This window comes from Pseudomonas sp. 2835, assembly GCF_050435905.1.
Classification (GTDB): domain Bacteria; phylum Pseudomonadota; class Gammaproteobacteria; order Pseudomonadales; family Pseudomonadaceae; genus Aquipseudomonas.
The window spans coordinates 101,083-120,180 of the sequence record NZ_JBNDLE010000017.1; the positions used below are offsets into that span (position 1 = coordinate 101,083).

At 63.6% G+C, this 19,098-nt stretch carries 20 protein-coding genes; 5 read left to right on the forward strand and 15 right to left on the reverse strand.

Annotation, left to right across the window (positions count from 1 at the left end; genetic code table 11):
* The first annotated feature begins 1 nt into the window (after position 1).
* On the forward strand, positions 2-964 hold the full coding sequence (locus ABIE20_RS21325) for a zinc-binding dehydrogenase (protein ID WP_429507150.1): 963 nt from the start codon (positions 2-4) through the stop codon (positions 962-964).
* 75 nt (positions 965-1,039) lie between these two features.
* Here the strand turns inward: ABIE20_RS21325 and ABIE20_RS21330 are convergent, their stop codons facing one another.
* From ABIE20_RS21330 to ABIE20_RS21355, 6 genes are all read right to left on the reverse strand, one after another.
* A complete protein-coding gene (locus ABIE20_RS21330; RefSeq protein WP_429507151.1) occupies positions 1,040-1,693 on the reverse strand; it encodes an HAD family hydrolase in 654 nt (217 codons plus the stop codon).
* 25 nt (positions 1,694-1,718) lie between these two features.
* Positions 1,719-2,708, reverse strand: coding sequence for an ABC transporter ATP-binding protein (locus tag ABIE20_RS21335; RefSeq protein ID WP_429507153.1), 990 nt, complete (start codon positions 2,706-2,708; stop codon positions 1,719-1,721).
* Position 2,709: 1 nt separating this feature from the next.
* A complete protein-coding gene (locus ABIE20_RS21340) occupies positions 2,710-3,507 on the reverse strand; it encodes an ABC transporter permease (protein ID WP_038993990.1) in 798 nt (265 codons plus the stop codon).
* On the reverse strand, positions 3,494-4,327 hold the full coding sequence (locus tag ABIE20_RS21345; protein WP_429507172.1) for an ABC transporter permease: 834 nt from the start codon (positions 4,325-4,327) through the stop codon (positions 3,494-3,496). The genes ABIE20_RS21340 and ABIE20_RS21345 overlap by 14 nt, the downstream gene beginning before the upstream one ends.
* Before the next feature lie 5 nt (positions 4,328-4,332).
* Positions 4,333-5,139: an alkaline phosphatase family protein gene (locus ABIE20_RS21350; RefSeq protein ID WP_429507154.1), complete on the reverse strand. Its 807-nt coding sequence runs from the start codon at positions 5,137-5,139 to the stop codon at positions 4,333-4,335.
* A 116-nt stretch (positions 5,140-5,255) separates the two neighbouring features.
* On the reverse strand, positions 5,256-6,320 hold the full coding sequence (locus ABIE20_RS21355) for an ABC transporter substrate-binding protein (protein WP_429507155.1): 1,065 nt from the start codon (positions 6,318-6,320) through the stop codon (positions 5,256-5,258).
* A 292-nt stretch (positions 6,321-6,612) separates the two neighbouring features.
* Between ABIE20_RS21355 and phnR the strand changes: the two genes are divergently transcribed.
* Complete coding sequence (gene phnR, locus ABIE20_RS21360; protein WP_429507157.1) at positions 6,613-7,326, forward strand: phosphonate utilization transcriptional regulator PhnR; 714 nt, start codon at positions 6,613-6,615, stop codon at positions 7,324-7,326.
* On the opposite strand, the gene ABIE20_RS21365 is transcribed toward phnR, so the two are convergent.
* From ABIE20_RS21365 to minC, 7 genes are all read right to left on the reverse strand, one after another.
* Complete coding sequence (locus ABIE20_RS21365) at positions 7,323-9,482, reverse strand: mechanosensitive ion channel family protein (RefSeq protein ID WP_429507158.1); 2,160 nt, start codon at positions 9,480-9,482, stop codon at positions 7,323-7,325. The two genes, phnR and ABIE20_RS21365, sit on opposite strands and share 4 nt — an antisense overlap.
* A 48-nt stretch (positions 9,483-9,530) precedes the next feature.
* Entirely contained in the window at positions 9,531-9,695 is a 165-nt protein-coding gene (locus ABIE20_RS21370) for a hypothetical protein (protein ID WP_176794228.1), read from the reverse strand.
* A 159-nt stretch (positions 9,696-9,854) separates the two neighbouring features.
* The gene (locus ABIE20_RS21375; protein WP_045195457.1) at positions 9,855-11,144 is read right to left on the reverse strand and encodes a M18 family aminopeptidase; all 1,290 of its coding nucleotides are present in this window, start codon (positions 11,142-11,144) and stop codon (positions 9,855-9,857) included.
* A gap of 129 nt (positions 11,145-11,273) precedes the next feature.
* On the reverse strand, positions 11,274-11,909 hold the full coding sequence (locus tag ABIE20_RS21380) for an RluA family pseudouridine synthase (protein ID WP_429507160.1): 636 nt from the start codon (positions 11,907-11,909) through the stop codon (positions 11,274-11,276).
* A 108-nt stretch (positions 11,910-12,017) separates the two neighbouring features.
* A complete protein-coding gene (gene minE / locus ABIE20_RS21385) occupies positions 12,018-12,272 on the reverse strand; it encodes a cell division topological specificity factor MinE (protein WP_010224188.1) in 255 nt (84 codons plus the stop codon).
* A gap of 3 nt (positions 12,273-12,275) precedes the next feature.
* Positions 12,276-13,088 carry a septum site-determining protein MinD gene (gene minD / locus ABIE20_RS21390; protein WP_038608231.1) on the reverse strand — a complete coding sequence of 271 codons (813 nt, stop codon included), beginning with the start codon at positions 13,086-13,088 and terminating at the stop codon, positions 12,276-12,278.
* 97 nt (positions 13,089-13,185) lie between these two features.
* Positions 13,186-13,935 carry a septum site-determining protein MinC gene (gene minC / locus ABIE20_RS21395; RefSeq protein ID WP_429507162.1) on the reverse strand — a complete coding sequence of 250 codons (750 nt, stop codon included), beginning with the start codon at positions 13,933-13,935 and terminating at the stop codon, positions 13,186-13,188.
* 121 nt (positions 13,936-14,056) lie between these two features.
* On the opposite strand from minC, the gene ABIE20_RS21400 reads away from it, so the two are divergent.
* Together ABIE20_RS21400 and ABIE20_RS21405 are read left to right on the forward strand one after the other, a co-directional pair.
* Entirely contained in the window at positions 14,057-14,989 is a 933-nt protein-coding gene (locus ABIE20_RS21400; RefSeq protein WP_429507163.1) for a lipid A biosynthesis lauroyl acyltransferase, read from the forward strand.
* 103 nt (positions 14,990-15,092) lie between these two features.
* Entirely contained in the window at positions 15,093-16,250 is a 1,158-nt protein-coding gene (locus ABIE20_RS21405) for a patatin-like phospholipase family protein (RefSeq protein WP_429507165.1), read from the forward strand.
* A gap of 6 nt (positions 16,251-16,256) precedes the next feature.
* On the opposite strand, the gene ABIE20_RS21410 is transcribed toward ABIE20_RS21405, so the two are convergent.
* Together ABIE20_RS21410 and ABIE20_RS21415 are read right to left on the reverse strand one after the other, a co-directional pair.
* Positions 16,257-17,060: an MlaA family lipoprotein gene (locus ABIE20_RS21410; RefSeq protein ID WP_429507167.1), complete on the reverse strand. Its 804-nt coding sequence runs from the start codon at positions 17,058-17,060 to the stop codon at positions 16,257-16,259.
* A complete protein-coding gene (locus ABIE20_RS21415; RefSeq protein ID WP_429507168.1) occupies positions 17,053-18,351 on the reverse strand; it encodes a serine/threonine protein kinase in 1,299 nt (432 codons plus the stop codon). Before ABIE20_RS21415 ends, ABIE20_RS21410 begins: the two co-directional genes overlap by 8 nt.
* A gap of 241 nt (positions 18,352-18,592) precedes the next feature.
* Here ABIE20_RS21415 and ABIE20_RS21420 point away from each other — a divergent pair, with 241 nt between their 5' ends.
* Entirely contained in the window at positions 18,593-18,949 is a 357-nt protein-coding gene (locus ABIE20_RS21420) for a hypothetical protein (protein WP_429507169.1), read from the forward strand.
* Positions 18,950-19,098: the final 149 nt, after the last annotated feature.

The following is a 19,098-nucleotide window of genomic DNA, read 5'->3' on the forward strand; positions in this document are numbered from 1 at the left end:
TGTGAAGGCATTGCAAGGCGTTGACGGACATGTGGAGTGGGTTGCGACGACAAGTCCAACTTGCGATATCGGTCAAGTACGAATTCGCGTGGCCGCCGCCGGCCTCAATCGCGCTGACCTGCTCCAGCGTGCCGGGCTCTACCCGCCACCACCGGGGGCCAGCGAGTTTCTCGGCCTGGAATGCTCCGGGGTGATCAGCGAAGTGGGCGCCGGTTCTTCCTGGCAGGTCGGTGATCGGGTCTGTGCCTTGCTCGCCGGTGGCGGCATGGCCGAGGAAGTGGTGGTCGATGGCCGCCACGTGCTGCCGGTGCCGGAGGGCCTGAGCCTGCAGGAAGCGGCGGCGATCCCCGAGGTGTATGCCACGGCCTGGCTCAATGTGTTCCAGCTGGCGGCGCTCAAGCCCGGTGAGAAGGTCTTGCTGCATGCCGGTGCCAGCGGTGTCGGCTCGGCGGCGATCCAGCTGTGCAAGGCCTTTGGCAGCCCGTGTTGGGTCAGCGTCGGCTCGGCCGAGCGCCTGGTCTACTGCGAAGACCTGGGGGCCAGCGGTGGCGTGGTGCGCGGTGAAGACCTCGAGGCGTTGAACGATTTCGCCCCGTTCAATGTGATCCTCGACCCGGTCGGCGCCAACTATGCCGAGCTCAACCTCAAGCTGCTGGCCCGTGACGGGCGCTGGGTGATCATCGGCTTGATGGGCGGGCGCAAGGCTGAGCTGGACCTGGCGCAACTGCTGGGCAAGCGCATACAGGTGATGGGTTCGACCTTGCGCACCCGCGATGATCAGTTCAAGGCAGACCTGCTCAGCGACCTCGGCCAGCAAGTGTGGCCGCTGTTCAGTGAAGGCCGGCTCAAGCCGCAACTGGCCAAGGCCTTCCCGATCAAGGATGCCGAAGCGGCGTTTGCCGAGCTTGCCAGCAATCAGGTGTCGGGCAAGCTGGTGTTGGTGATCGACGAGAGTCTGGTGTAAACCGCCAATCGCGGGGCAAGTCGAGTCGTCGCACCGCCGCTCCCACAGGAGCGGCTTGCCCCGCGATGGCTTCAATCATTTCCAGCTATGAATCGGCCAGCCATGGGTCTCGGCCTGCTCGCGCAACACCGGATCCGGATTGACCACATGCGGGTAATCCACCTTCAGCAGCAACGGCAGGTCGTTGCGTGAATCCGAGTAGAAACTCGCGCCTTCAAGGTTCTCTTCCTGTTCATCCAGCCATTCCAGCAAACGGGCGATCTTGCCTTCGCGGTAGGTCAGCACGCCGGTGGTGTTGCCGGTGTAAACACCGCGTGCAATATCCAGCTCAATGCCAAGAACTTCATCGATACCCAGGCGCTCGGCAATAGGCTTGACCAGGTGGGTGCCGGAAGCCGAAATCACCAGTATCCGGTCACCGGCCTTGCGGTGGGCGGCGATGGTTTGGGTGGCGTCGCTGAAGATGATCGGTTCGATGAAATCTTCTACCCAGGGCGCTACAAGATGCTCGACTTCTTCCGGGGTGCGGCCGATCAGCGGCTCGAGGCTGAAGGCCATGTAGTCCTCCATGCGCAGCTTGCCATGGCTGTAGGCGTCCATCAGTTCGTTGTTCTTGCGCATGAAAGAGTCTGGATCGACCCAGCCCAGACGGCCCATCTGTTCGCTCCAGAGCGTGGCGCAGTCACCGTGGATCAGGGTTTCGTCCAGATCGAAAATCGCGAGTGCCATATTCAGAAAAACTCCTGTGCAACCCTCAGGCGACTTCGCAGAGGGCGGTGGGATCGATCGACAAGGATACCCGCTGGCCGTCCGGGTGCAGGTCGGCGGACGAGCGGTTGAGCACATCGACCAGCAATTCTACCCCGCGCGCTTCAACCCGGTAGCGGATTACGTTGCCCAGCAGGCTGTGGCTGCGTACCAGCCCCTCCAGCTCACCGTCCAGGCTTAGCGCGATGGCTTCCGGGCGAATCGCCAGGCGGCTGCTCACCGGGCGCTGCAGCAGGCGGCTGGCGCTGTCGGCGTCGAGCAGGTTGTAGTTGCCGATAAAGCCTGCGGCGAACACGTCCACCGGCGCGGTATAGAGGGTTTCGGCATCGCCGCTCTGGACGATGCGGCCCTGGTTCATGAGGAAGATGCGATCAGACATGGTCAGCGCTTCTTCCTGGTCGTGGGTGACGAAAATGGTGGTCAGGCCCAGTTCGCGCTGGATCGCGCGGATCTGTTCGCGCAGGTGCTTGCGAATGCGCGCATCCAGCGCCGACAGCGGTTCGTCGAGCAGCAGCAGGCGCGGGCGGGTGACCAGCGAGCGGGCCAGGGCCACGCGCTGGCACTGGCCGCCGGACAACTGGTGCGGGTAGCGTCGGGCAAAGTCCTGCAGCTCGACCAGTTGCAGTACTTCGCGGACCCGCGCCTGACTGTCGTCGCTGTTGACCTTCTGCATGCGCAGGCCGAAGGCGACGTTCTGTTCGACGGTCATGTTGGGGAACAGCGCGTAGCTCTGGAACACCATGCCGATCCCGCGTTTTTGCGGGCTCAGCGGCACCAGGTCGTTGCCATCGAGGAGGATGCGCCCGCTGTCCACTGCGGTGAGCCCGGCGATGCAGCGCAGCAGGGTGGACTTGCCGCAGCCGGACGGGCCGAGCAGGGTAACGAATTCGCCGCGTTCGATCTGGCAGTTGATGTCGTTGAACACCGGGCTGCCGGCATAGCTTTTTTGCAGGTTCTGTACGCTGACAAAGCTCATATCAGGACTTGTCCTTGTTCAGGCGGTTGGCTGCCCAGGTCAGCACCAGCACGAAGAGGAAATAGGAAACCACCAGGGCACTGTTGAAGTGGCCGCTGCTGTTGCGCATGTTGTTGAGGTACACCTGCAGGGTCTCGTAGCGGGTGCCGACCAGCAGGTTGGCAAACACGAACTCGCCGAACAGGAACGAGAACGACAGCAGCAAGGCCACCATCAGGCCCTTGCGCAGGTTCGGCAGCACCACCAGGAAGGCAGCCTGGAAGGTGCTGGCGCCAAGCAGCTGGGCCGCGTCCATCAGGTCGCGCAGGTTGATCGCCTGCAGGTTGTTGGTAATCGCCCGGTACATGAATGGCAGGGCCACGGTGAAGTAGCAACCGATGAGGATCCACGGCGTGCCGACCATGGCCATCGGCCCCGAGCCGTAGAGCTGCAGCAGGCCCACCGACGACACCACCGGCGGCACCGCGAAGGGCAGCAGGATGAGGATGTTCATCAGCGCATCGAGCCGTGGGAAGTGGTAATGGACCACGAACAACAGCGGCAATATCAACAGCACCGATAGCAGCAGGGCACCGACGCACACCAACAGCGACTGGCCGAAGGCGGCGAGAAAGCGCGGGTCGCTCCACAGCGCCAGGTACCACTTGAAGGTCAGGCCGCTGGGCAGCAGGCTCGCCGACCAGCTGGTGGCCAGCGAGTAGAGCAGGGTGCCGGCCAGCGGCAGCAAGAGGATGATGAACAGCAGGTAGACCACCAGGCGGTGGTACAGCGACGAGGTGCCCGGTTCAGCGCGCGACATGGTAGCTCCGCTTCAATAGCCATTGATGGACGAAGGTCACCAGGGTCATCAGCCCGACCAGGATGACCGCCAGGGCGCTGGCCAGGTTCGGGTCCAGCGAGATGTCGCCGGCCACCAGCGCGGCGATGCGGATCGGCAGCACGTTGAAGTTGCCGGTGGTCAGTGCATAGACCGTGGCATAGGCGCCCAGGGCGTTGGCCAGAAGGATCACGAAGGTGCCCAGCAGCGCCGGGGTCAGCACCGGCAGGCCGATGTGCCGCCAGTATTGCCAGGCGTCGGCGCCGAGCAGCTCGGCCGATTCGCGCCAGTCCTCGCGCAGGGCGTCGAAGGCCGGGTAGAGCAGCAGCACGCCGAGGGGAATCTGGAAATAGGTGTAGAGGATGATCAGCCCGGTCTTGGAGTAGAGGTTGAAGTCTTCGATGATCCCGACCTGCTTCAGCAGCATGGTCAGCGCGCCGTTGAAGCCCAGCAGGATGATGAAGGCGAAGGCCAGGGGCACCCCGGAGAAGTTGCTGGTCATGTTGGCGAAGGCGTTGACGAAATCGCGCAGGCGCGAGTCGACCCGGCGCAGGGAATAGCTGCCGAGGATGGCGATGAGGATGCCGAACAGACTCGACCAGAAGCTGATTTCCAGGCTGTGCTGGATGGCCTGGCGATAGAACCTGGAGCTGAATATCTTGGTGAAGTTGTCCAGGCCCCAGCTCGATTCCACCTGCACGCTGTGGAACATGACCCAGGCCAGCGGGGCTATCTGGAAGATGATGAAAAACACCGCGAAAGGCACCAGGCAGAGCAGGGCCAGCCATTTGCCGCGCTTGATCGAATTCACTTGAGCAGCTCCCGGCACACCGGTTTGTCGTGGGGCACGCCGAGCAACTCGCAAATGGTGCCGCACAGTTCGGTCTGCAGCGGCTTGGCCGCCGGGTCGAGGCTGAACGCCTGGCCAAAAACGAACAGCGGTACTTCGCGTTCTTCGGCCAGCAGGCCATTGTGCGAGCGGTCGTTGTTCATGCCGTGGTCGGCGGTCACCAGGACCTGATAGCCCTCTTCGAGCCAGGTGCGCAGGTAGTCGGCAAGAAGGATATCGGCGCTGCGCGCGCTGTTGCGGTACTGGCTGCTGTCCAGGCCGTGGCGGTGGCCGGCGTCGTCGATGTTCATCGGGTGCACCAGGAGAAAGTTCGGTGCATGGCGGCGGCGCAGGTACTCGGCATCGGCGAACAGGTGCGAATCGGGGTAGTGGTCGGCGTAGTAGAACAGCCCGTGCTGAATCGGCAGCTTCGGCGCGTGGGTGTGGCGGTCGCGCAGCGGGTCGAAGGGCGAGCGGTTGTACAGCTCGCTCATCCAGTGATAGGCCGCCGCGGCCGTGCCCAGGCCGGCTTCGCGGGCGTAGTGGAACACGCTGCGCTGGTTGGACAGGCGGTTGACGTTGTTGTGGACGATGCCGCTGTCGATCGGTGCGACGCCGGTGAGAATGCATTCGTACAGCGGCCGCGACAACGACGGCAGCTCGCATTCCAACCGGTACAGCGCGGCGCGGTCGGCTTCGACATAGGCATGCAGATGGCCCATGGCATGGTGTGCGACCTGATGGTTGAGGCCATCGAGCAGGACCAGGATGACGTTGTGGTTCATAGGAACTCCGCAATTGTGGTGACCTCATCGCTGGCAAGTCAGCTCCCACAGACCTTGTGGGATCTGGCTTGCCAGCGATTGGGGGTAGCAGGTATTGCCTGACACCCCCTGAAGGTTCACTCCATCTCGATGATCACTTGCTCCTGCCACTTCTGCGGCAGGGCCTTGGAGGTCGCTTCCCAGGCGTCAGCATTTTTGATCGGCTGCGCGGCGCCGTACTGCTCGTTGGGCAGCAGTTTGGCCTCTACCTCAGCCGGCAGTTTCAGGTGCTCGGCACGGATCGGCCGGGCGTGGCCCTGGGCCAGGTTGATCTGCCCGGCATCACTGAAGATGTATTCGCGGGTCAGCTTGGCGGCGTTGGGGTTTTTTGCGTACTTGTTGATGATGGTGGTGTAGCCGGACATCACCGAACCGTCAGACGGGATCAGTACCTCGAAGCGCTTCGGGTCGATCTGCTGGCGGTAGCTCAGGCCGTTGAAGTCCCAGACCACGCCGACTTCGATCTCGCCCTTCTCCAGGGTCTGGATGGTCGGGTTGGCCAGCGACAGGCGTTTTTGCTGGGCCAGCTTGGTGAACAGCTGCAGGCCCGGTTCGATGTTGCTCTCGTCGCCTTTATAGGCGATGGCCGCGGCCAGTACGCCGTTGGCAGCCTGGGCGGCAGTGCTGACGTCACCGATAGCGACCTTGTACTTGCCTTTTTCCAGGTCATGCCAGGTTTTCGGGATGTCTTCTTCCTTCACCAGTTGCTTGTTGATGATGAAGGCAATGGTGCCGGTATAGGCCAGGGCCCAGTGGCCGTCTTTATCCTTGGCCCAGTCCGGGACCTGCTCCCAGGTGCTTGGCTTGTACGGCTGGGTCACGCCCTTGGCCACGGCGATCGGGCCGAAGGCGGCGCCGACGTCACCGATGTCGGCGCTGGCGTTGTCTTTTTCGGCATCGAACTTGGCCACTTCCTGGGCCGAGCTCATGTCGGTGTCCATGTGCTTGAGGCCGTATTTTTTCGCAAGGTCGTCCCAGGTGCCTTTCCAGTTGGCCCAGGCATCGGGCATGCCCACGCTGTTGACCGCGCCTTCCTTGCGGGCGGCGTCCTCGAGGGCCTTGAGGTCGGTGTCGGCGGCCATGGCCGCAGTGCAGAAAGCGATACTCGAGCCTAACAGTGACGCCAGAAAAAGCTTTTTCATCCGAAGCTCCTTGATGGGTGCCGTGCAAAACGCAAAAGGTGTTGTTGGACGTTGTTGCGGTTCGGTTGGTCTAGGTCAGCAATACCTGAGCCAAGGTAGGCCTGTTGCATGACAATTTGATGTCCAGGCGTGCTGCCAGCCAGGGCTTGCGCCCCTGAAAATCAAGCGTAGACCACCCTGACTGTCATCTGGCATTCATCTGCAGTGCCTAGGCTTGCACTATTCTCATAGCCCTGAAGGCGCCAAAATTGGGCGCCGCCGGTGCTGGACTAGTCCAGATAGGTAACCTTTGATGCAGCCACTGCCACCGCGAGCAGTAACAGCCATCTGTCATGCCCTGCAGGAGCAGATCGAGCATGGCCTCCTGTCGCCCGGCTGCAAGCTGCCGGCCGAACGCAAGCTCAGCGAGGTGTTCGACACCACGCGCATCACCTTGCGTGAGGCGCTGGTGCAACTGGAGGCGCGTGGCTTGATTTACCGCGAGGAACGGCGCGGCTGGTTCGTCGCGCCCGAGCGCCTGACCTACGACCTGATCAAGCGCAGCCACTTTCATGCCATGGTCCGTGAGCAGGGCCGCGAGGCGCGCACCGAGTTGCTGTCGGCGCGCCTGCAACCGGCGACGGCAGTGGTTTGTGCGCGGCTGCAACTGGCGCCGTTGTCGAGTGTGATCCAGATCTGCCGGTTACGCCGGATCGATGGCCGGGCGGTGCTGTATGCCGAGCACTACCTGAATCCCGAGTACTTCCCGGGCATTCTTGACCATGACCTGAGCCAGTCGCTGACCGAGTTGTATGCCGGAAACTACGGTATCCAGTACGGGCGGGTACGCTTCGAGATCCTGCCGACTGCCTTGCCGGTGGCGGCAGCGCTGGCGCTTAAAGTGTCGGCCGGCAGCCCCGGCCTGCACATCACCCGGGTCAACAGCGACCAGCGCGGGCGGCTGATCGACTGTGACCTTGAGTACTGGCGCCATGATGCAATCCGCATCAAGGCTGAAGCCGGTTAAGCCTTGGTGGGCGTTTCGCTGAACGGTGTGCTGGCGTCGGCGGTGATCACCTGCACGCTCAGGCGCGGGGTGGCAAGGTCCAGGCCTGCTTCATCGAGCTGGCGCTTGAGCGCCAGGTTGAAGGCCCGCGACACTTCCCACTGCTTGATCGGTGCGGTCTTGAAACGGGCACGCAGGATCGCCGAACCCGACTCGAAGCTCTCCACACCCTGTAGTTCCAGCGGCGACCAGATGTTGCGGCGCATCAGCGGGTCGTTGCGCATCTTCTGCCCTACATCGCGGATCAGGGTGATCGCCTGGTCAATGTTCATGCTGTGCGGGATGGCTACCCGGAAGATCGCGTAGCCGAACTCGCGGGAGTAGTTCTTGATGCTCTTGATCTCGCTGAACGGGATGGTGTGGACGATGCCGTCGATATCGCGCAGGCGCACAGTACGGATGGTCAGGCCCTCGACCGTGCCCAGGTGACCACCGACATCGACGTAGTCGTCGATGGCCAGGGAGTCTTCGATGATGATGAACAGCCCGGTGATCAGGTCGGCAACCAGCGACTGTGCGCCAAAACCGATGGCCAGGCCGATGACACCGGCACCGGCCAGCAGCGGGGTGACGTTCATGCCCATGTTGGCCAGGGCGACGATCACCGCAATGATGAAGATCGTCACGAACAGCACGTTACGGATCAGCGGCATCATGGTTTGCGCACGGGCGTTGGCCAGGCCTTTGCGCGAACGGGTCAGGGCGTGGTGCACGGCAGTGTCGGCAAGAATCCACACCAGCCAGGCGGCAATCAGGGTGCCGGCCAGGCCGAACAGGCGCACCGCCACCTCATGGCCTTCGCCCTCGGTGAAGGAAATCAGCGAGAAGCCCCAGACGCGCAAGCCGAGCTCGATGAACACCAGCCAGATGAACAGGTGCACCAGGGTGTAGCCGAAGCTGCGCAAGCGTTCCGAGTACACCGCCTGGCGACGGTTGGCCCGCTGCGGCTTGAGCCCGTGGCGACGGACCAGGCCGTTGATGACCATGCACAAGATCAGCAGCACCGTGCACATCAGCGACTGGCGCAGGGCAGTGCTGGTGTCGCCGGCGGAAATGAATGTGGCAAATAGCGAAATCGCCACCAGCACCAGCGCCGGCAGGTACCAGAAGGTGCCGAGGATTTCGATGGTATCGCTCAGCGCCCGGCGGGTTAGGCGCCGTGACAGCGGCTGGTTGCGGATCAGGTGGGCGATGGGCCGGCGAAAGCGCAGGATGAACAACCCGGTCGACAGCCCGGCGAGGATGTTGGCCAGGGTCGCCAGGGTGTGCGAGAGGTGATCGCCAAGGGCACTGGCCATGCGCGGGTCGTTCATGGCCTCGCCGAAGGCGGCGAAGCTGCCGATCAGCCACAGCGGGCGGAACGCCTGGTGGCGCAGGATGTGCAGGGCGCGGTGGCGGTGCGGGCCGTCAAGCAGGGAGAAGGCGATGACGCAGATTGCCGAGAAGCAGGTACCGACCACCAGCGCGTAGGCCAGGACCATGGCCATCGACTTGCCCAGTGACGAGGGCAGGGCAAAGCTCAGGTACACGGTGATCACCAGCGCCACCAGCCAGGGCCCCAGTTTGCGCAGGGCGAAGCGCACCAGGTCCCAGGTGCGCGGGTGTTGCGGCAGTTCTTCAGTCAGGCCAAAGCGCAGCCGGACCTGGTGGCCGACCCAGTTCAGGGCGTAGGCCAGCAGGCTCCACAGGGCAATGATCGCGGCAAAGCCGAAGAGGATCGGCGGCCATTCGTGCCAGGGCACCAGGCGGGCGTCGAGCTCGATCTGCGCCAGCTCCAGTTCGCGGGTCCAGCGGTTGAACGGGCTGGCCTCACCGCTGAACTGTTTTTCCAGCTCGCCGAAGGTCGTGCCGATCAGGCCCAGTACGCCTTGTTCGGCGCTGGGTTGCGCCTGTTTGGTGCTGTCGCGCAGTTTTTTCAGGTCGGCCAGCAGCTTGGCCCGTTGCTGGTCGTTCTCCAGGCTCTTGATCACTTCATCCAGTGACTGGCCCAGGGGTTCGCTAGCTTCGGGCTGGGCCTTGCTGCCGCCACCGAGCAGGCCCGGCAGGCCGGCGGCGTGCGCGGGCGCAACGAAGAACAGGGGCAGGAGCAGGAGAAAAACGCGGAAAAAGACAGGCACCGGACAATCAACCTCAAAACGATCAATCGCCCGAGTGTAGTGTATTTGTCAGTTGAGTTTCTCGAGGATCTTCCAGCACATGATGCCGATCATGCCCAGGGTGCCGACCCACATCATCAGTACGCCGATATTGCGATCGCGCAGGTTGAAGCCCACGGTCAGCAGGATCAGGCCGGCGATGACCGGAAGGAACAGAGAGGCAAAGGCTGACATGCGGCAAGGTCCTTACTTGAGAGTTATGGCTCAAGCATAGCGGGATTCGCCGGCGAGGGGTTGATCGGGGTCAGGCTGGCGGGCCTCATCGCTGGCAAGCCAGCTCCCACAGGTTCGGCATGTGGGAGCTGGCTTGCCAGCGATGCAGGCGCCGCGCAGTTACGGCAAGTCGCGGCTGCGATAGAACGCCGTCAGCACCTTGACCAGGTGCGCCAGGTCCTGGCTGCCGCACAGCTCGCGGATCGAGTGCATGGCGAAGGTCGGCAGGCCTATGTCGACAGTGCGCACGCCCAGGTGGCTGGCGGTGATCGGGCCGATGGTCGAGCCGCAACCCATGTCGCTGCGCACCACGAAGCTCTGCACCGGTACTTCCTCGGCCATGCACAGGTGGCGGAAGAAACCGGCGGTTTCGCTGTTGGTGGCGTAGCGCTGGTTGTTGTTGACCTTGATCACCGGGCCGGCATTGAGCTTGGGCCCGTGGTTGCCGTCGTGCTTCTCGGCATAGTTGGGGTGCACGCCGTGGGCGTTGTCGGCCGAGACCAGCAGCGAACGCTGGATCGCGCGGACGAAGTCGTCGCCATCGGGCAGCAGGCGGCGCAGGGTCTGTTCGAGCATCGGCCCGTCGGCGCCACAGGCCGAGCAGGAGCCGACCTCTTCGTGGTCGTTGCACACCAGCACGCAGGTTTCATCACTGTCGGCATTGAGCAGCGCCTGCAGGCCGGCGTAGCACGACAGCAGGTTATCCAGGCGCGCGCCGGCGATGAACTCGCCATGCAGGCCGATCAAGGCGGCGCTCTGGGTGTCGTAGAAGCTCAGTTCGTAATCCAGCACCACATCGGCGTTCAGGCCGTGCTCGCGGGCCAGTTGGTCGGTGAGCAGGGCACGAAAATCCACGCGCTCGTCACCGGCAACCTGGGCCAGGATCGGCGGCAGCTCGGTCTGCGGGTTGATCGCCCAGCCTTCGTTGGCGGTACGGTTGAGGTGGATCGCCAGGTTCGGGATCACCGCGATCGGCAGCTTGAAGTCGACCAGCTGGCTTTCGACCTTGCCATCACGGCGGAAGGTTACCCGCCCGGCCAGCGACAGGTCACGGTCGAACCATGGCGCCAGCAAGGCGCCGCCGTAGACTTCCACACCCAGTTGCCAGAAGCCCTGGCGCTGCAGCTCGGGCTGCGGCTTGACCCGCAGGCACGGGCTGTCGGTGTGGGCGCCGACCAGACGGATACCATCGAGCAGTGGCGAGTGACGGCCAAGCTTGAAGGCGATGATCGAGGAATCGTTGCGGGTCAGGTAGTAGCGACCGCCGGCCACGGTGGCCCAGCTGTCGCGCTCGTCCAGGCGCTGGTAACCGGCGGCATCGAGGCGCTGGGCCAGGGCGGCGGTGGCATGGAACGGCGTAGGGGAGGCCTTGAGGAAGTCGATCAGGCCTTGATTCAGTGCATCGCGCATAGGTCACTCCAGACAGCAGTGGCGGCATTGTAGCGGGTGAGCTGCAAGCCGCAAGCCGCAAGAGGCGGTGCTGCACGAAAGGGTGGCAATCGCTTGCAGCTTGTAGCTTACAGCTTGCCGCTGGCGCCGTCAGAACGGCGCCGGACACTCGAAGCGCAGCCGCTCCCCGGACACCGGGTGGGTAAAGCTCAGCATGCTCGCATGCAGGCACAGCCGCTCATGGGCCGCCAGCGCCTCGGGACAGGCATACAGGCGATCACCCAGCAGCGGATGACCGATCGACAGCATGTGCACGCGTAACTGGTGCGAGCGTCCGGTGATCGGCGTCAGCTCGACCCGGCAATGATCGCCACAGCGCTCGACGATGCGCCAGAAGGTCAGGGCATGCTTGCCCTGCTCATGGTCGACCACGTGCCGTGGCTTGGTCGGCGGGTCGTAGCGCAGTGGCAGGTCGATGCTGCCGCTGTCGAGCGCCGGCTGGCCCCAGCACAGTGCGGTGTAGGCCTTCTCGGTTTCGCGGTCGTGGAACTGCCGGGACAGTTCGCGGTGACTGTCGGCGTCGCGGGCCAGGAGGATGATCCCCGAGGTCTCCCAGTCCAGGCGGTGGACGATCAGGGCATCGGGGTAGCCGTTTTCCTGCAGGCGGGTGATCAGGCAATCCTTGTTGTCTTCGGCCCGGCCCGGCACAGACAGCAGCAGGGTCGGTTTGTTGATCACCAGGATGGCGTCATCTTCATGCAGGATGTGTACGTTGGACAGCGGCATTGCGTGTTCCAAAATAGCTGTGGGAGCGGGCTTGCCCCGCGACGCGATATGACTGGCAGATCGCAATCGCGGGTCAAGCCCGCTCCCACAGGGTGCCCGAAAACGCTATCAGCGATCGGGCAGGGTGATGTTGAGTTCGAGGATCGAGCAGCTGCCCTGGTTTTCCAGAGCGACCTGCACATCATCGGAGCCGATGTTGACGTACTTGCGGATCACTTCCACCAGTTCCTTCTGCAGGGCTGGCAGGTAGTCCGGAGTACTGCGCTGACCGCGCTCGTGCGCCACGATGATCTGTAGACGCTCTTTCGCGACCGAGGCGGTGCTTACTTTTTTGCTGGCACGAAAGAAGTCAAAAAGGTTCATTGGTTAGTTGCCTCCAAACAGGCGCTCGAAGAATCCCTTCTTCTTCACATCAAGGAACCGATGTTCCACGTTTTTGCCCAGCAGGCGGTCAACGGTATCGCTATAGGCCTGGCCAGCATCGCTCTGGTCGTCAAGGATTACCGGCACGCCCTGGTTGGATGCCTTGAGCACCGCCTGGGATTCCGGGATCACGCCCAGCAGGGCCACCGAGAGGATTTCCTTGACGTCTTCGACGCCGAGCATTTCGCCCTGGCTGACGCGCTCTGGATGATAGCGGGTGATCAGCAGGTGTTCCTTGATCGGGTCTTCGTTGCGTTCGGCGCGGCGCGATTTGCTCGCCAGCAGGCCCAGCATACGGTCCGAGTCACGTACCGAGGAGACTTCCGGGTTGGTCACCACGATCGCTTCGTCAGCGAAGTACATGGCCAGGTGGGCGCCTTTCTCGATACCGGCCGGCGAGTCGCAGACCACGTATTCAAAGTCCTCTTTGAGCTGCATCAGGACTTTTTCCACGCCTTCCTGGGTCAGCGCGTCCTTGTCACGGGTCTGGCTGGCGGCCAGTACGAAGAGGTTTTCAAGGCGCTTGTCTTTGATCAGCGCTTGCTGCAGGTTGGCTTCGCCGTTGACGACGTTGACGAAGTCGTACACCACGCGGCGTTCGCAGCCCATGATCAGGTCGAGGTTACGCAGGCCGACGTCGAAGTCGACGATGACAGTCTTGTGGCCGCGCAGTGCGAGGCCGGTACCAATAGCGGCGCTGGTGGTGGTCTTACCCACACCACCCTTGCCGGATGTAACCACGAGAATCTTGGCCAAGGTGTTTCACCCCTAAAGAAAAGGACGTCGAGTCCCAAAAAATACAAAAAACGGCAACATCGAAAAAAGTTGCGCAGAAAATGGCGGCAAGTATCCGTTAAAGACGGGTGATGTTCAACACGTCACCGGACAGGCTGACCTGTACCCCGGCCCCCCACAGCGGATCGCGGCGCAGGTCTTCTGAGACCTTGTATTGCCCGGCGATCGAGACCATCTCGGCGGTCAGCTGCTGGCAGAAGATCCGCGCCCGGGTGTTGCCCTTGATCCCGGCCAGTGCCCGCCCACGCATTGCACCGTACACATGGATGTTGCCATCGGCGAGAAGTTCCGCGCCCGGGCTGACCGACGACACTACTACCAGATCGCCACCCTGGGCGTAGATCTGCTGGCCACCGCGTACCGGGGTGGTGATGATCTTGGTCGGGCGGATGGCCGGCTCCGGCGGTGCAACGGGCGCTGGCGCAGGTTCGGGCTTCTTCACTTCAGGCTCCGGCTCCAGCGGCCGCTCCCGGGCGCCGGAGGGCGGCAGTACCGGCAAGTCGATGGCGATCGCGGCGGCGATGTCTTCGATGCGGCTGGCGCGGATGGCCAGGGTACGCAGGCCGTGATGGCGGCAGACGCGCATCAGCCCGGGCAGGTCGACCGCGCCTTCGCCGGCCGGGAGCTTGTCCAGGGCCAGTACCAGCGGGGTATTGCTGAAGAAATTCGGCGCCTGGGCCACCTTGGCCGCCAACTGCCGGTCGAGGCCTTCGAGGTTGTTCCGGGCGAGCTCGAGCACGGTTATGGCGAGCATGCTGCCCTTGAGCTGGAACACGGGGTCTTGGTCTGGCGTTTGGGATTGGCTCATGGTCTGCATTAGGGCGGCTTGTTACGAAAAAGTGCCCAGACTTATAACGAGAACACCGGTTGGCCGCAACCCGTGCCGAACCGTTGTAGAATGCCCGGCCCTTGTCTTTCCGGAATCTTTAATGGATCGCCCGCGTTTTCGTCGTTACTTTCTGCACCCGCGCTTCTGGCCGCTGTGGCTGGGCCTGGGCCTGCTGTGGCTGATCGTGCAGCTGCCGTACCGGGCCTTGCTGGTGATCGGCCGTGCCCTGGGGGCACTGATGTACCGGGTGGCCGGCGAACGCCGCTACATCGCGGCGCGCAACCTTGAGCTGTGCTTCCCCGAGTTACCGTCCGTCGAACGGCAGCGCCTGCTGAAGGAAAATTTCGCCTCCACCGGCATCGCCTTCTTCGAAATGGCCATGAGCTGGTGGTGGCCAAAGGCCCGTTTGGCGCGCCTGGCGCACATCGAAGGGCTGGAGCACCTGCAGGCCGCCCAGCGTGATGGCCAGGGTGCCATCCTCATGGCCCTGCACTTCACCACCCTGGAGATCGGCGCGGCATTGCTGGGCCAGGAGCACACCATCGACGGCATGTACCGCGAGCATGGCAACCCGGTGTTCGATTTCATCCAGCGCCGTGGTCGCGAGCGGCACAACCTCGATTCGCTGGCGGTAGAGCGCGAGGACGTGCGTGGCATGCTCAAGCTGCTGCGCGCCGGCCGGGCCATCTGGTACGCACCCGACCAGGACTACGGCGCCAAGCAGAGCCTGTTCGTGCCGCTGTTCGGCATCGAAGCGGCGACCGTCACCGCCACCACCAAGTTCGCCCGCCTGGGCAAGGCGCGGGTGATCCCTTTCACCCAGCAGCGCCTGGCCGATGGCAGCGGTTACCGGCTGGTGATTCATCCGCCGCTTGCGGACTTTCCCGGCGAGACCGAAGAGGCCGATTGCCTGCGCATCAACCAGTGGATCGAAACAGCGCTGCGTGAATGTCCGGAGCAGTACCTGTGGGCGCATCGGCGCTTCAAGTCGCGCCCGCCGGGGGCCCCGAAGCTTTACGAAAAACGGCGTTGAAGCTATCGCGGGGCAAGTCGAGTCGTCGCACCGCCGCTCCTACAGCTGTGTGTGGGAGCGGGCTTGCCCCGCGATGAATTCACCAAAAATCCAGGAAGGTAAAATGGCTGAACCGATCACCGGCTTGATCCTCTCCGGCGGCGGCGCCCGCGCCGCCTATCAGGTCGGTGTGCTGGCCGGCATTGCCGACCTGCTGCCGCCCGGTGCCGCCAATCCCTTTCCAGTGATCGTCGGCACCTCGGCCGGGGCCATCAATGCCGTGACCCTGGCCAGCGGTGCCACCCACTTTGCCGATGCGATCCGCCGCCTGACCAGCTTCTGGCAGGGCTTTCGCAGCCATCAGGTGCTGCGCAGCGACTGGCCCGGAGTGATCCGCCAGGCCAGCCGCTTTGTCGGCCACAGCCTGCTTGGTCTTGGCTCACCGGTACCGGTGGCGCTGCTCGACAGCTCGCCGTTGCGCTCCTTGCTCAACCAGCACCTTGAGCTCAACGGCATCGGCCACGCCATCGAGCAGCAACACCTGCGCGCGGTGGCGGTGACGGCTTTCGGTTACGAATCCGGCCAGGCGGTGACCTTTTACCAGGGCAAAGGCGCCATCGACCCCTGGCTTCGCCACCGGCGTATCGGCCTGCCAACCCGTCTGAGTGTCGAGCACCTGCTGGCCAGTTCGGCGATCCCCTTGCTGTTCGCTCCGGTCAAGCTCGGTGAGGAATTCTTCGGTGACGGCGCGGTGCGCCAGTCGGCACCGATCAGCCCGGCGCTGCACCTGGGCGCCAGCCGCGTGCTGGTGGTCGGGGTCAGCGGCAACCCGCAGCGGCCTAATGAGGGCGAGCAGCGCCAGCGCATCTTCAGCGGCCAACAGCCGAGCCTGGCGCAGATCGGCGGGCACATGCTCAACAGCACCTTCATTGACAGCCTGGAAGACGATATCGAGCTGCTGCAGCGGCTCAACCACCTCAGCCACCTGATGCCCGAGCACCTCGAGCGCCGGCGCCTGGGCCTGGCGCCGGTCGAGGTGCTGGTGGTTGCGCCCAGCCAGCCGCTGGACGAGATCGCCGCGCGCCACCGGCGTGAGTTGCCGGCGGCGCTGCGCCTGTTCCTGCGCGGCCCGGGGGCGACCAAGACCAGTGGCGCCGGGGTCCTCAGCTACCTGCTGTTCGAAGCCGGTTATTGCAGCGAACTGATTGAACTCGGGCGTCGCGACGCCCTGGCCAAGCGCCGCGAGTTGTGCGGCTTTCTTGGCCTGCCGGCGCCCAGCTGAAGCCGCTTACTCGGCGATCTGCAGCTTGCGCGCCTCGGTGTAGACGTAGCGCACTTTCTCGTACTCGAACGGCGAGTTGAGCTGGCCATAGCGGAAGCTGGTGGTGTAGCGCTTGTCGACAGCGCGCAGTACCCAGACTTCCGGATGGTTGCTGCTGACCTCGGCGACGTTGAGGAAGTTGATCCAGTTCTCGGCGCCATAATCCACCGCCAGGCCCCCGGTATCGCGCAGGTTCGACGGGCCAAGGATCGGCAGCATCAGGTACGGGCCTTCCGGCACGCCGTAGAAGCCCAGGGTCTGGCCGAAATCTTCGCTCTGGTGCGGCAGGCCCATCTTGCTCGCCGGGTCCCACAGGCCGGCGACGCCGATGGTGGTGTTGAGCAGCAGGCGCGCGGTAATTTCCATCGAGCGCTTGCCCTTGAACTGCAGCAGGCTGTTGAGCAGGTTCGGCACATCGCCAACGTTGCTGAAGAAGTTGCTCACGCCGCTGCGCACGAAGTGCGGGGTGATGTAGCGGTAGCCGTTGACCACCGGCAGGAACACCCATTGGTCGAAGCGGTAGTTGAAGTGGTAGATGCGCCGGTTCATCGACTCCAGTGGGTCATAGATATTCAGCGCCGCCAGGGTCGAGCGCTCGAACTCGCGCTGGTCCAGGCCGGGGTTGAATTTGAGCGCCTTGAGCGGTTCGGTGAAGCCATCGGCATCGATCGGATCGGCTTCGATGACGCTGGCACGCGGCGCGGTTTCTTCGGCGGCCTGGGCCAGGCCGCAGGCCAGCAGCGCGCTAATGATCAGTAGGCGTTTAACCACGGAAGAACTCCAGCATGTCGTCGCTGTTGACGCGGTAGTTGAGGTTGCCGCAATGGCCGCCGTGAGGGTACAGGGTCAGGCGGTCACCGAAGGCGCTGCGCAGGAAGCCCAGATCGCCAGGGCCGAGGATGACATCGTCGGCGTTGTGCATCACGGCGATTTTCGGGCTTTTTTGCAGGTAATCCTTGAGGGCGTAGAGGCTGACCTGGTCGACCAGTTGCAGCAGGCTGCCGCCGTCGGTGCGGGCGCGCCACATAGGGATCACCTGCTCGGTCAGGTAGCAGTCGAAGTCGCATTGCAGGGCGCGCTTGAAGAACGGCGTGAGGCTGCTGCCTTCGGTGATCGGGTACTTGGGCGGAATGATCAGACCGCGGCGGTTGATCAGGTCGGAGGTAAAGGCGATATCGGCCGCCGAGAAGCGGAACGAGGTGCCGATGACCATCGCCATCTGTTCGTTGGACAGGTGCTGGCGTGACTGCTGGAAGTCGTACAGCAGGGCATCGTTAAGGTCGATGTAGCCCTTCTGCTGGAAGTAGCGGGTCAGCTTGTTGAGCACCAGTTCGTAGAACGTAGTGCTGTTGTTGACGCCCTTGACCTCGGTCTGCACCAGCTTGTCGAGGTTGCTGATCGAGGTGTAGAGGTTGACCGGCGGATTGAGCAACAGCACACGCTTGAAGTTGAAGCTGCGCCGGGTTTCATCCAGGTGGCTGACAAACGCGGCGTCGAGGGCGCCGAGGCTGTAGCCGCTGAGGTAGTACTCGCTGACCGGCAGGCGCGGATGCTGGGCGCGCACGCCCTGCATCACCCGGTAGAGGTCTTCGGCGTCTTCCTTGGTCACCCCGGGGGTGGCGTAGCGCGAGGCGGCGGTGATGAAGTCGAAGCTGGTCGGCGACGACAGCTGCACCACGTGGTAGCCGGCCTTGTAGTAGAGCTTTTTCAGGTATTCGTTGATGCTGCTGGAGTAGGGCGCGCCCGTGCCGGCAATCAGGAAGATCAGCGGTGCTTCATGGTCCTGGCGGGCCAGGCGGTACTTGAGTTTTTTCACCGGCCAGAAGTTGTCGGGCAGGGTAAAGGCCCGTTCCGGGCGCAAATTCAGGCTGTAGTCGGACTGGGTGATGTCGTCGTCGCTGGGCAGTTCCGGGCGTAGCTCCGGCGGCGTCGTGGCGATGGTCGCCTCGAACGGGTTGGTCAACGGATAGCCATAACTGGCGGCGTCGATGGTTTGTGCCCAAGCGCACGCACTCGAGATAAAGCCACCCAACAGGGCAGCGAGGCGCAGAGAACGAAGCATGACGGATCCCCAAAAATGCAGCAGCAAAGTGCGTTACGCAGGCTAGGACCATGGTGGCCCCGGCAAAGTTGCCTGGCGCTCCGGCATTTATCGTCCCAGATGTTGCCGCCGTCCACTGAGGATTCGCAACAATTGGTTCCATTTATCTACAGGACAAAGTAGCTGAGGCTGGCGCTTTTGCCTTGCATAGACGCCCCGGGCGATTATGCTGGGCGCCGATTTCATGTTTCTGGAGTGTCGCATGTCCCGTCGTTTACCGCTGATCGCTTTGCTGGTGTTCTTGCCCCTGTGGCTGGCGGCGAGCTATGGGCTGCGTTATGTGCTGATGGAAGATGCCCACTGGGTGGCGACCTGCGCCGACCAGGCGCAACTGTGGGGCTGCCAGGCACGCTCGGTGATGGGCTTGATGATTCATTTCAGGATTGTGGCCTGGTCGGCCCTGGGCCTGGCGCTGCTGGCCATGCTGGTGCCGGGGCGTGCCGGCTGGCGCCTGGCGGTAGCGGCACTGGTGTGCGGGATTCCGGCGCTGGTGCTGTACACCGCGAGCATTGCCGTATTTGCCGTGGTGCTGGCGGGGTTGCGGCTGGTACGGCGTTAGTTGTCTTATCGCGGGTCAAGTCGAGGGGGGGGGGGGGGGGGGGCCCCCCCCCCCCCCCCCCCCGGGGGGGGGGGGGCGCCCGCGAGGCGCCCCCCCGAAGGCTAGACGCGCCCCCACCCCGCACCCCAACCCCCCACCCCCCCACACCC